Consider the following 13051-nt stretch of genomic DNA (forward strand, 5'->3'; position numbering starts at 1 on the left):
AGCTTAATTTTTGTCAGCATCGAGTAACGCCTGCACTTCCGCCCGTATTTTCTGCGGGACATCTTCAATCGTTTTTCGGCCTTCTTTAATGAGCGTGTAGTAGATTTTAGCCATTTTAAACCTCCCCAATGATCATTTCATAAACTTCTGTCAAAGCCATCATAATATCATTATTTGTTTTTTGCACTTCTGTTTTTAAGTCTGGTTCCTGCATAATGATTTGAACCACCTCAGCGGTCTGGTCAATATCATAAACAAAATTACGGTTAACCGTATAAGTTCTGATCTGAGAATAGCCCTCAAAAACCTGATGACATTCAAAGGGTGTTTCTTCGCCGGTTTCCGTCATTCCTTTCCCTCCCAGTTCGATACGGGAAGCATGATTTTTGAAGGCATTTTCGATATCAAGTGGTGTCTTTTCATTTTCAAGAAAAACACCAATTTCCAGCGTTCTTTCACCGTGTCCGAGAATCTCTCCGGGTTCGGCATAAAGTACATTGTAGAGTGTTCCATCGTTTAACTTTAATATTTTCATAAATGTTCCTTTCTATGCGGTTCGCTTCCACATATAAACAGCAAGGTATGGCGGCATATTGTCATGTGCAGAACCACTGCCTGTTTTTGATATAACCGAATCTACAGAATACCATCCAGAACGATCATACCCAACCCAGTTATATGGTGTTGTGTCTGGCAACGCTCCATTCGCACCAATATTCCATCCACGAATGGTATGACCATGCGAAGGCATCTGTGCTGTTGAAATGGCTACGCTTGCTGCCCCGCCAGTACTCCCATTTCCATAACTGGAACTCCTGCCAAGCAAGAACCTCCCTTGTATCTCTACCCACGTCCCGCCAAACAAAGTGGCTGGCGATGTGCTGTTCACACTCATATAGATAGAACCAACGGGGTAGGTTCGATCCAAAAAAGTTTTATTTTGAATATAAATGGTACCGTCCAATGAGACAATATTGTCCGACATTCCAAGGCTAGCCCCATTATCCGTATGGATACTGACCTTATATCCCGATGATATATTCAAATAGAGTCCTGTTCGCAATGAAAGTAAATTTCCGGAAGTTATTTTCAATCCATAGGTATCATATCCCTCATCATTAGGTACAGCTGCGATTGAGCCAATCGTCGTATTCCCGGATGCCATATAAAAACTCAACGCCGCTGAATTGAACTTTGCTTTATAAGTCGCGTTCGCAGACGTGATATTTCCTGTCAGATCAACAGTTCCGTTGGTTAAATCAATTTTCATGCCGGCATTTCCAGCGGAATAGTTACCACTTTGTAACACACCAGCAGTCACTGTCCCTAGGTTAGCGGTTAATGCCGATAACGTTGAAATATTCAATTTATCGGCGGTCAGTGTTTTTGCCTGTATTCTAGCCGCCGCGATGTACCCGGAAGTAATTTTAGCCGCATCCAATGCCGCAATTTTTGCACTCTGAATCGTCGCATTGGCAATCTTAGCATTGGTAATGGCACCGTCAGCGATTTTAGCGGTGACAATACAGGCGTCCGCCAATGCCGCATTTGAAGCGGTAATACTTCCCGCTGCCATTTCATTCGCGGTGACTGCTTTAGCGGCAATCTTCGCTGTCGTGACAGCATCGGCCACAATCTTATCTGAGGTGACGCTGTTAGCTGCGAGGTTTCCGGCAGCGATGGTAGTTGCTGCGATCTTATCCCCTGTGATGGTATTGGCTGCAAGCTGGGCTGCAGTGATACTGCCTGCCACAATTTTGCTGGCGTTCACAGAATTGGCCGCGAGCTTGTCAAGGGTGACTGCCCCGGCTACAATGGTGCTGGCCGTTACAGCGTTTGCGGCAATCTTCCCTGCGATGATGGCATTCGCTGCAATCTGCGATGCTGCGATGCTACCCGTGTAGATCTTTCCGCCATTGATGTAGGTCTTATCATTGTTATAACACCAGGCGGCAAGAACGGAGTCAAGGGAACCAATCTCATTTTTGAACGCCGATCCGCTTAAGGTAGCTGTCTGAACATAGGTTGTCGGCAATGTCGCGGTAATGGTTGCGCTGAAGCCGTCTTTATAGGAATCTGGACAGACGGTGCTGTAACCTGTAATGACTTCATCTACGATGATTTTAGGGTATTGCCAGACCGTATCTGCACTTCCGATAATAATGACGGCTCTCGTATCGCTTGCGGATACTTTGGCGACCTTAATCGACGAGAATTGCAGACTTCCGTTATTGACATATCCTGCACTGGTGATGCTTGAGCCGTAGTTATAAAAACCGACTCGAAGATCAATGGTCTCATTTGCGGAAACGTAATTGTATCCGCTGATGTGTACATTGACCATTCTGGATGGTGTGATTGGTGTTGTGATGATCAAATAGCCTTTGAGATTTGCAACATCGTTTGTATAACCGCACACATTTTTGAATTTCTTCAGCGATCCGGTAATGGTTTCAACCTGCTCTAACAGCAATGCTGCGTTCGCATTATCTTTTGCGGTATTGATTGTTCCTTGCGTACTGCCATCGAGCTTCCCAAAGACAATGCTGCCGGCAGCGATTCTGTCGGCACTGAGTATGCCTGTCGTAATCTTAGCCGCATCTAAAGCCGCAATCTTTGCACTTTGAATCGTCGCATCTGCGATCAGCGCATTGGTTATGGCCGCATTCGCAATAGCGTTTGTGCCAAATTGGGCTGCTGTCCACTTACTACCATCCCAACGGTAAATCCTGTTTCCATCATCGGTGTCAAACCAGGTGTCCCCGGTTTTTCGTCCCGTTGTCGGCGGCTGCGCAGTCTGGTAAAAGACCGTGTTCTTGCCGTCCGCACTGGTCTGCGCTGTGGCCGCTGCCTTTTTCGCCTGATCCGCAAGGGAGTAGGCGCTGTCGGCTTTCGTCTGGGCGGTCGCCGCGTTCTGTTTCGCTGTATCGGCGGTGCTCTGTGCCGTTGCTGCTGCCTGAGCTGCTGCGTTGGCTTTGTTCTGGGCGGTCGTAACGGCGGCTTGGGCGGCGGCGATTTCTTCCTCTGTGGCATCCACTCTGCCCGTAACTGCTGCCAGATTTTTTTCAGCGGCTTCCAAGTCTTTTGCGGCCTGGTCAGCGGCTGTCTTTGCGGCGCTGGCATTGCTTTGTGCTGTCTGCGCATCCTTCGCTGCCTGATCGGCTGCGGTTTTTGCTGCCGCCGCATTGGCTAAGGCGGTACTGGCGTTGCTGCCTGCCGTCGTGATACTGCTGTTTACTGCATCCGACAGGGCACCTGAACCAAAAGGACTGGCGGACCATTTTGTCCCATCCCAGACATAAGCCTTATAGCCGTTGGCAGTGTCAAACCAGGTATCGCCTTTCTTGTTGCCCGTAAGTCCGGGCTGGGTGTTTTGGTAATAAATTTTGTTTTTACCGTCAGCTGTTGTCTGGGCATTATTAGCCGTATCCACCGCCCCATTGATCATTCCAGACACCGTACCCGATAATTTATCCAGATCAATGGCCCCGGGTGCGATCTGCACCCCGTTGATGGTACCAACCGTGATATTCGCCGCGTTCAGATTCACAACCTCGATCTGGGCAGCATCAAGCCTCCCGGCGGTGATCTTATTAGCCGTCAATCCCACAATCTTCGCATCGGTAATACTGCCGTCTGCAATCTGTGTGGTGCCAATAACACCTGTACCAATCATAGCGGTAGTAATACAACCATTCTTAATGTTGGCGAGGTCAATGTCCGCTTTGCCAATCATGGCCGTGTCAATGTCCGCAACGTCCGCTTTCAGCTTTCCAATATCCGCAGTAATGGCTGATAAATCACCGACATTTGCAATGTCGGCTTCAAGCTTTTCAATTTTTGCATTGGCCGCATTTAAATCCTCAACGGCAGCTTTCTTTGCCACCAACTCATTGGTCGTTACAAGGTCTGCGGTCAGCTTTCCGATATTGGCCTCAGCAGCAGTTAGTTTTCCATTAATAGTGACATTATCTGCGGTTAAGTCTGTAATATGCCCTTCTGCCGCATCCAAACGCCCGGTAATGGTTACATTTCCAGCTTCAAGAATATCTACCCGCGCATTCGTCGCATTCAGCTGATCTACCGTTATGATATTTGCCTCAAGGTCTTCGATATACGCTTTAACAGCATTCAAACTCTCGATGCTGGCTTTTTCAGCCACCAATTTGTTGACCTCAACATAATTTGATTTTAAGGTCGTAATGTCAGCAACCGCAGCGTTCAGATTGCCTGTAATGGTCACAATCCCCGCTTCAAGGTTGGTGATCTTTCCATTCATAGCCGTAAGGTCTTGGATATCCGCCTTTCCCGCTACAATGGTCTGTATCTCCGCATAATCCGCGTATAATTGTGTAAACTTCGCACTAATACCTGTACGCTCTACAATGGTTGCCTGAGTGACCGATGCTAAAGATTTCGAGACCGAGTTCTCCGTATAGCCAAAGGTCGGGTCAATTTTCAACTGACCGTCCTCGTGGGTCTCCTGGACTTCGGTCACCTGCTGGTGCAGCGTGATCTGCTTTTTATCATCAATATACGTACAGGTATCGCCCAAATCCCAAAGAACCATATAATCTTCGGTTTCGGCTTCATACTCATAATTAATAACTTCCCTAAAATCTGTTGTCAGTTTGGTTTTACCACGATCAACTAGAGCCCTATTGGTATTTTCATCCTCATCAGCAATATCCCTGGCATCAATGAAAGCTTCACGTCGGTTCAAACCCGAAAGATCATCATAGATGGTCACAATGGTCCGGTCATCACCGTCACCCTGCCCACCGATATAAGCCATATTCTTAAAAGAAGATGTGTCGTGGGTGTAGGTGTGCTTTTTGACTTTTCGGTTTCGCCTGGAAAAGATGTAGCTCTGACGGTTAATCTCGGTTCCAAGCCCTGTCCGCCTCCGGTCAACACCTTCCAATACTTCAAAGATAAACCGCTTTCCGACCGGGTCAAAGCGCACTGCAACGCCCAGGCCGGATTCAATGGAAAGCTCATATAATTCATCTGGCAGATATTTCAGCCGTGATCGGAAAGTCATTTTCTTTCCACGGTGTTGATTGGCCGCCGCTTCAAAATGTGGGATAACCCGCTTTGTGTCCAGTGGATGAATGACTTGCCCATCCACCAGCTCATACATAATATCCTCAGCGGGTTTATTGTTCCAAACCAAATAGCCATCATTAGCACTCGTTGGAACCGTAATCCGGTGATAGAGTAAAAAAAGAAGACTATAGCCTTTTACAACATAGTCCTCTGTCGAGTTGTATTGATAGCCATCGCCATCATCCTGATCATACTCAATCACACCGCATTTGTATGGGTCATGGTTGAGCATGACATAGTTGCCATTTTCAAAAAGTGGGTTCGGTTTGTCCAGATGAATCTCAAAATCGCCGTAAGTGCTCCACCGCTTGGTCCAGATCACACTGCTGGCGTCATGAACTTCACCGATAAACTGGAGGTCTTTGTTGTAGACTCGAATAATTGGCTTCATGGCTACACCCCCAGATACCGATTTTTATAAAGGACGTTCACCTGATTGATCTGGTTCGCGTCCGCGGATTCATATTTCAGGAGATTGTCCCCTTCAACAAGCCGCATCTCAAGGCTGGTAGCATCGGTGATTAAGGGATACCCATTGGTGAATATCCCGTTTTCCTCAATCAAGACTTCTGGTCGATTCTCATCGGTTTTGATGTGCAGTGTCTGTCCCTCAGTCAGCGAGGTCGCCACCTGAACATGTAGGCCAGTTGTCACATTTCGGACTTTCGGACTCGTTGCAGGCCCTTTAAACTGAACCCACACCGGAGTATCGGCTTGCCCTTCGTTAATAATAACCTTTTGGGCAATACCACGGTGTCTAAGAGAAAATGGAAGGTCAGACGGCAATGTAAAGCCGCCTTCCCAACTGTTCATTTCAACCAGCGTATAATCTGGGTCTGCAAAATAGCCCTCTGGGCTTTTCATCTGTAGCTCAAATTCAATGCCGCTATGCAAGTTTTCCTGTTTATCCTCAAGGGAAGTCACGATATAGCTTGCCTGGCGGTAGTGGCCTTGATTATTGACCGTAATCGTGCCCGGTTTATGCGGGCTGAAAAAGCCTTCCATAAAAAATTTCCGCTCAATATTGCTTTGTTTACAGTGGAAATGCACCGACATTGCCCGGCTCCCGATGCGCTGGCGGATAATCTTCCCGCCGTCAAACTGGTATTCTTCCAATTCTACATCAATATTGGTATTGTCAAAACCTTCATAGCTGACAATGCCGTATTCTGTGCCGGCACCAATAACGAGCTTATCCTTGCCGTTATCAAATGTCATGTTATAGACCTTGCTTGCCAAAAGCTAACCTCCTTCCCTCCTGTTTAAGTGCCTGCCTGAATTCAGACGGACGTTTTGGTGTTTCCTGAAAATAGATGTTCTGAATCGTTTCATTGTTATTATTGTTCGTAACCATGTTTGTGGTGTTATAGAAAAACTGTGATGTCTCATTTTGGATTGATGCGTTCTGACTATTGACAGCACCTTTAAGAATATCTGTCCAGAAGCTTCCCTTGCTGTTCGCATGTGGGTTTTCATCTTTGCGGACAACTGCCTCCCCTTCATGCAGATAGGCCAGCATATCATTTGGAATATACTTACTTCCTACCTTAAAGCCGGGGAAAAATGCCAGTGGGTCAAGCCATTGCCCGTCCTGAATCACAGAAAAGTGCAAGTGCGGCCCGGTAGAATTTCCGGTACTGCCCACAAAGCCGATGACCTGTCCCGGCATAACATTCATACCAGGGGAAGTGCCGACAGCCGACATATGGCCGTAAAGGGTCTGCATCCCGCCGCCGTGGTCAATGATTACGGCATTACCGTATCCACCATACCATCCCGCCGTTGTTACTGTTCCAGGCAGTGCTGCGTAAATCGGTGTACCTTCCGAAGCGCCGATGTCAATCCCCATATGGTTGGTCGAACCAATGCCACCCGGAGAATCACGACCTCCAAAATAAGAAGTGATTGACTGGCTGTCCGTTGGCCACATCATGCCGCCTTCGCCAAAAGCGCCGGAGCCAAAGTTAATGCCCAGCTTCTGCCAAAGCTTTGTCACATCACTGCCCATGGCACTAATCAGCTGTTTCAGGTTGATGTTGCTGAAATTATCCTTGATGGTACCCACAATGTTATCAACGAATTTTAATAAGTTATCACCGTCAAGGCCATTGATTAACCCTTGAAGCATATACTGCCCAATGGAGAACATCTCCCGGGAGGGTGACGCAATGCCTAACCCTTCCTTAAATTTGTTCAACAGGCTTTCAACAAGGCTGCTGGCTGCATTGTTCGCATCACCCTGACGTGAATTAATCCCGCTGATCAGATCATTCATTGCTGATACACCGACGTTATAAAGCGCCGATGGAAGGCCGTTCATGATCGAGATTGCTGTATTTTTTACCTCATTGAACTTGGAGCTTGAAGCGCTGCTAATCCGGTCTAAAACAGCCGTTATCTGGCTTAAAACACGCTGCCACTGCTGTCCCATCATTGATGCAAAGCTTGTGGTCAGGTTGTTAATGGTACTGTAATTAGTGGTAAAACGCCCTTGAATCTCTTGTGTCATTAAGGCCGCCGCGTTAATCGTGTTTTGCTTAATAGAAGCCCATGTCGTTTCTAAAAATGTCTTAATAGCCTGCCATTTCGTTGTCGTGGAATCTGAAACCTTCTGCCATTCAGCGTCAATGTCTTCAGCAATTCCTTTAATAAAGCTGTTATCCTCTTTTTTAGGCTCCTCAACTTCCAAAGAAAGACTTGTATTAACTTTCTGGCTTTCCACAGTCATAGAAGCCTTAGCGGCCTCAGAAGCATACTTCATGGATACGTCATGTGGAATTACCTGTGTTCCGTCTGGCAGCATGACCAGCTCACCACGTCCACCTTCATTGATTCGAGCAAAACCGCCCTTGAAGTTGTCCGTCCCACGGGCTAAATAAGGGATTTCCGAGATGGTAACCCCAGGAATTTTATTAATCAGACCAACCGCGGCATTAATACCGCCGATGACGCCATTGACAAATCCCTTGACTTGGCTGACCAACTCGTTGACAGAATCGGAAATACCATTAAAAATACCGCCGACAAACCCTGTCAGGCCTTCCCATGATGACCGGATAGCGTCAAACACACCATGAATAACACCGTCGACCTTATTCATGATGTTGGAGCAGACTGTATAGATGCCGTTAAATACTGTTCCCGCAACCGCAGAAATCTTACTGATAACACCTGTAATCCCGTTAACAACGCCTGTAATAAAAGACATGATATTTGTCCAGGTCTCAGATGTTACTTTAAATGCCGTTGAGAGCACTCCCGTGATGGTATACAGTATCTTTCCAATGACTTGGATAATAATAGCGACAGCATCCGCAATGAAGGTTATAATCGGTGAAACACTTGCGATAATGGTTGTAACAATCAGCCCGATCACAGATAAAATCGGCGACAATGTCTGTATAATCGAACTAACCACACTGACCACAATGCTCAAAATATTCATGACCACCGGCCCGACCGCTTCTAAAACAGACATGATGACATTTAGCGCAGCCCCCAAAGCTGGCATAATTGCCTGAATGACGTTCATCAGCACCGTGACAATCGTTGCGATCACAGGTGCTAAAGACCCGACAAGCTGCGCAATCAAAGGAGCGATACCAACCACCATCTGACCAATAAACTCAAGAAATCTGGCTAACACCGGAACAATGTTGACAAAAGCAAACCCCAAAACATCTGAAATGACAGTACCTAGACCACTAAAAGCACTGATTGCCTGTTCAATAATCGGACCAACACTCTCAGCAATTTTAGAAAACAAGTTATTGACAGCGTTTCGGAAGGTTTCAGACGTGTTATAGGCTACAACTAACGCACCAACCAAAGCCGCTACAGCGGCGATGATGATGGGGATCGGCCCTAGTCCGATGGCTTTAAAAATAGAACTAAAAACACCAAGTTCTTTTCTTGCATTAACAAACTCCTTTGCAATGCCTTTTACTCCTCCCACTACACTTCCTATGATAGCAGCGGCCTTAAGTGCAACAAATGCTGAAGCAATCGCCGTAATGACTCCGACAACAGCGTCGCCGTGATCAATGAACCATGTTAGTTTTTCAATGACCTGCGGCATGACACCGGCTACCTTACCCGCCATTTCTTCAAAAGCCTTGCCCAGATTAGCGACAGACTCTTTCATGGTCGGTAACCCATTAGCAGCTAAAGCTTCTTCAATTGAGTCAATAATCGCCTGCATTCCACGGGCGCAAGCTGCCTTTGCATTGTCAAAAGTTCCAGCCCAGCTTGCACCGGCTTCTTTAGCCGCACCGGCAACGCTTAAAACACCGTTAGTTCCTTCCTGCATAGCGGTCGAGACCGTATTGATGAATTCTTCTGCGCTGATACGCCCATAAGACAAATCGTCCTGCACTTCGGCTGATGACCGTCCAGTTGCCTGAGCATACATACCAACTGCATCAATCCCAGCTTCAAAAAGCCGGTCAAGCTGATCCATCTCGACCTTACCCTTGGTTCGCATTTTTGCTAAAGCGTCGGTGACATTCTCAAACTGTTCGTTGGTGCCTTTGCCGTAAAAAGAGACGGCATCGCCCCAGATACGCACCTGATCGGTCGCCTGACTGATGTCTAATCCACGGGTGACAAAGTTCTGTGTCGCTTTGGCCGCTACATCAAGGCCATAAGCTGTTCCTTTTGTAATGTCCTTTAACTGTCCTAAGGCAACCCCAGCCGATTCAGCACTCCCGGTGATCGCTGTAACCGTTCGGTTAAACTGATTCATGGTGTCGATACGACTAAATGCACTGCTAACAGACTGCTTAACCGTGTTAAAAGCAGCGGAAACCGCATTGACCACCCCAACCGATGTAAGCATGGATTTAATGCCGGATGAAGCCTTTTTAGTCTTTTCATTAAGAGCAGTTAGACTTGCTATCGCTCCGGTCGTATCTGCGTCAACTATTACCTTATGCACCTTATCGACCAGTGACTTAATCAAGCTTTTCAGCTTTGATGTCTTTCCTTCAGCCTGCGCCGAGTCCGCTGTGACCGTGGCTTTGGCCCTCATCTGGTTGATGGTTTTCATCTGCGCCTGCATACGCGCTAAATTCGCAGCTGCCGAAGCTGTTTCAGCTTTTACAGCCGCTTCAACCTTCATTTTGTCCAGCGTTTTAGCCTGCGCTTTAAGTCTTACAAGATCAGCATCAGCCGCTTCCACATCCGCAGTGACAGATACCTTAGCTTTATTTTTAGACAGGTCTTTCGCCTTGCTTTCAAGGCCTTTTAAGTCTTTAGTGGCCTTGTCCGTATCGCTGTCAACTTTTACCTTTACATTTGTTTTTTCAATATTCTTGGCTGTTTTTTGAACTTTATTCTCTAAGTTTTTTAGGTCTTTTTCAGCCTTTTCCGTATCAATACGGGCTTCAATAATGACCTGACCATCACTTTTAGCCAATGATTTCACCACCTCTTAATCGTGTGACTTGTCATCGGCTCATAATGGCTCTACTTGACTTGTTTACCGTTTTTTATTTTTATCTCAAATGGTTTTTTACAATTTCGGCCTTTGCATTGTACAAAAACACCCCTACACTCAGCGTTTTCGCTATAAGTCAGGGGCATAATGTAATCACATTTAGTGCATTTTACTCTTTTTACAATATATATCACCTGCTTTCAGGCATAAAAAAACCACCCTTTCGGATGGTTACAATCTATAAGATTATGTCGCCGTTTTCGTTTTCTTGAAATTCGCCTCGATAGTGTTTTCTGAAATATGCTATGAAATTTCTAGTATACGAAAACCACTCTTCATCTTTGCTCAAAGTAATTGTTTTAATATCTTCTTCGTTTTTTCCATAATAAGATATAACCAAAACCCCTGTTTTTTTAACACTAGTTTCTGTGTTAGGAGAAGATGTCGCAATTATAGCTCCGACTGTCCCAAACAATGCTGCACCAGCAATGCCCCGTCCAAATGTACTTTTTTGCTTTTCTACTAAATTGTCTTGGGTAATAAGATCAATAGAAATTATTTTGTCAACATCTAACCAAAAGGTCTGAACTGGTTTTACTTTAAATAATCCAGCATCTTCAATAATTTTCAATTTATTACCTTCAAATTCGAGAAGTATACTTCCATTTTTTGTCTTCTGTGGCAATCCACTTATTAAGTAACCACCAGTTCGTGTTTGCTCCTGCTCTTTTTTCTTACCCATAGCGACGCCCCCTTATAAGTATAAGGCCATTATACTATCATTTCAGATTATTATCAAGAAACTTCTGAGGCTAAATCTTATCATAATGCGTCCACATACGAGCTATTCTGACAACTTTTTCCTCTTCCAGTACCTCATAAACAATCCGATGTTGAACATTGATTCTCTTAGAATAAAACCCCTTTAAATTTCCTTGCAGAACATCTAAGGGGTTATAATAGGGATCAATCATCAGTTTTTGTAGAATTTCTCGAACTTTCTTTTCATATCCGGCAGCCTTTATTAACTTTTTATCTTTCTCGGCTCGTTTAGAAAAAACAATAGTGTACTTCTTCTCTACCATTCTTCATCCTCATCATATACAGCACATTCTTCAACCGGTTCTTTTCTGGATTCTAGAATAGATTCAACCATACCGGGTATCGCATTTAAGTAGAGTGTTTCCTGAATTGCTTTCCAATCGTCCTCAGATAATAATACAGCATTTTTTCCCTGATTATTTACGATGGTAACCGGGATGCTGTTTTCATTTACATCATTCACTAACTGATATAAATTCTTCCTGGCGCTCGTTACATTTACGGTACTCATTGCTTTCACCTCTTAATAGTTTATATATATATTATAACGTACGTTTTAGCGTACGTCAATTAAAATTAAGAGATTTTATACTAACTTAAGGATTCTAAATATGAAGCAATATCGCCACTTTCCTGAATCATTTTGAGGAATTCTTCATCAGCCTTTCGATCGGAATCGCTTCGCTTGTCTAAATCCCATATCCGGTGCATACGCCTTATTTCGGCCTTTTGCTCCTTACTCATCCAGCTTTCTTCTTTTGCGCTACGATAGCCCATAATCTCCACGATACGGGCATCTTTGCGCAGACCTTTGAACATGGCCATAAACTGCCACCAGTGCAGGTATTGAGTCTCGTACAGATCAATCTTGTATTGGTCTAAAAAAGCCGCATAAATATACGGCATATCTTTTCTGAGATCAACGACACGAACGTCTTCCTGTTCTGCTGCCTCGTTCTGGATAGATTCAGCATCTTTTCCGCAGGAATAAAAAGAGACGATGCTCTCAACTGCTGCGTTGATGTTTTGAGGAATACCACCGAAATAAAGTTCAAGCGCACGAATCCATTTTTCATCATCCTTCAGATCTGATTCCATCAGCTCAGCAAATTCAATGGACACACGATAGTCAGAATGAATGTAATAATCGGCACCGTCAATCTTAACGATACTCGGCAGTTCTCCTTGGAATTCCCAACTCATGGATTGCCCCCGCTTCTGAACTTACAGCATTTTTCATTGCACCTTCAATCTGTGCTTTCTTCTCCGGACTCAGTTCAACCACTTTGTTTTCCTTAGCCCGTTCTTCTGCTATTTCGGATTGGAAAGCGTTGATTTCGTCAATTAAATACATCAACAGATCGGCTTCTTCCATGGCATCATAGCCCCTAACTCCAAAAATTTCGTCAAATTTACCTTGACCAAGGATTAAATCAATGCCTTTTTTGCATTCTTTTTCAACCTCTGCAAACATTTCATTAAAATTAGTGGTATCTTCAATCTTCTTCATTGCGTTATTAAGGTTTTTTTCAATTTCCTCTATTGTTCGGATAAGCGTTTCATTATAGGGACGTTGATAGACTTTCCCTTCAATATCAAACTTAATCAGCCGCTTTTCACCAAATTTAAACTGTTTCATGTGTATCCTCGCTTTCTAAATTCATCTCATCCATAAGGGTTTCC

Annotated in this window: 10 protein-coding genes; all 10 read right to left on the minus strand. The window is 45.0% G+C overall.

Going from position 1 to position 13051, the window contains the following annotated elements; all coding sequences use genetic code 11:
* Positions 1 to 3: 3 nt before the first annotated feature.
* The gene (locus CPZ25_RS20970) at positions 4 to 114 is read right to left on the minus strand and encodes a CD1375 family protein (RefSeq protein ID WP_256168582.1); all 111 of its coding nucleotides are present in this window, start codon (positions 112 to 114) and stop codon (positions 4 to 6) included.
* Between the two features lies 1 nt (position 115).
* Entirely contained in the window at positions 116 to 535 is a 420-nt protein-coding gene (locus tag CPZ25_RS06895) for a hypothetical protein (protein WP_096920717.1), read from the minus strand.
* Between the two features lie 12 nt (positions 536 to 547).
* Complete coding sequence (locus CPZ25_RS06900) at positions 548 to 5500, minus strand: Gp37-like protein (RefSeq protein WP_096920716.1); 4953 nt, start codon at positions 5498 to 5500, stop codon at positions 548 to 550.
* Between the two features lie 2 nt (positions 5501 to 5502).
* Entirely contained in the window at positions 5503 to 6348 is an 846-nt protein-coding gene (locus tag CPZ25_RS06905) for a phage distal tail protein (RefSeq protein ID WP_096920715.1), read from the minus strand.
* Positions 6329 to 10525, minus strand: coding sequence for a peptidoglycan DD-metalloendopeptidase family protein (locus CPZ25_RS06910; protein WP_096920714.1), 4197 nt, complete (start codon positions 10523 to 10525; stop codon positions 6329 to 6331). Before CPZ25_RS06910 ends, CPZ25_RS06905 begins: the two co-directional genes overlap by 20 nt.
* 259 nt (positions 10526 to 10784) lie before the next feature.
* Positions 10785 to 11288, minus strand: coding sequence for a hypothetical protein (locus CPZ25_RS06915; RefSeq protein ID WP_096920713.1), 504 nt, complete (start codon positions 11286 to 11288; stop codon positions 10785 to 10787).
* A 70-nt stretch (positions 11289 to 11358) separates the two neighbouring features.
* Positions 11359 to 11631, minus strand: coding sequence for a Txe/YoeB family addiction module toxin (locus CPZ25_RS06920; protein WP_096920712.1), 273 nt, complete (start codon positions 11629 to 11631; stop codon positions 11359 to 11361).
* A complete protein-coding gene (locus CPZ25_RS06925) occupies positions 11625 to 11879 on the minus strand; it encodes a type II toxin-antitoxin system Phd/YefM family antitoxin (RefSeq protein WP_096920711.1) in 255 nt (84 codons plus the stop codon). Before CPZ25_RS06925 ends, CPZ25_RS06920 begins: the two co-directional genes overlap by 7 nt.
* Before the next feature lie 80 nt (positions 11880 to 11959).
* Positions 11960 to 12571, minus strand: a complete 612-nt coding sequence (locus CPZ25_RS06930) for a bacteriophage Gp15 family protein (protein ID WP_096920710.1) — start codon at positions 12569 to 12571, stop codon at positions 11960 to 11962.
* Complete coding sequence (locus CPZ25_RS06935; RefSeq protein WP_096920709.1) at positions 12531 to 13007, minus strand: hypothetical protein; 477 nt, start codon at positions 13005 to 13007, stop codon at positions 12531 to 12533. The genes CPZ25_RS06930 and CPZ25_RS06935 overlap by 41 nt, the downstream gene beginning before the upstream one ends.
* Between the last annotated feature and the right edge of the window lie 44 nt (positions 13008 to 13051).

Source organism: Eubacterium maltosivorans (assembly GCF_002441855.2).
Classification (GTDB): Bacteria; Bacillota; Clostridia; order Eubacteriales; family Eubacteriaceae; genus Eubacterium; species Eubacterium maltosivorans.

Coding starts and splice junctions, on each gene's coding strand:
- CPZ25_RS06930 (WP_096920710.1), bottom strand. CDS start 12,571: ATGAGTTGGGAATTCCAAGGAGAACTGCCGAGTATCGTTAAGATTGAC.
- CPZ25_RS06920 (WP_096920712.1), bottom strand. CDS start 11,631: ATGGTAGAGAAGAAGTACACTATTGTTTTTTCTAAACGAGCCGAGAAA.
- CPZ25_RS06925 (WP_096920711.1), bottom strand. CDS start 11,879: ATGAGTACCGTAAATGTAACGAGCGCCAGGAAGAATTTATATCAGTTA.
- CPZ25_RS20970 (WP_256168582.1), bottom strand. CDS start 114: ATGGCTAAAATCTACTACACGCTCATTAAAGAAGGCCGAAAAACGATT.
- CPZ25_RS06915 (WP_096920713.1), bottom strand. CDS start 11,288: ATGGGTAAGAAAAAAGAGCAGGAGCAAACACGAACTGGTGGTTACTTA.
- CPZ25_RS06900 (WP_096920716.1), bottom strand. CDS start 5,500: ATGAAGCCAATTATTCGAGTCTACAACAAAGACCTCCAGTTTATCGGT.
- CPZ25_RS06895 (WP_096920717.1), bottom strand. CDS start 535: ATGAAAATATTAAAGTTAAACGATGGAACACTCTACAATGTACTTTAT.
- CPZ25_RS06935 (WP_096920709.1), bottom strand. CDS start 13,007: ATGAAACAGTTTAAATTTGGTGAAAAGCGGCTGATTAAGTTTGATATT.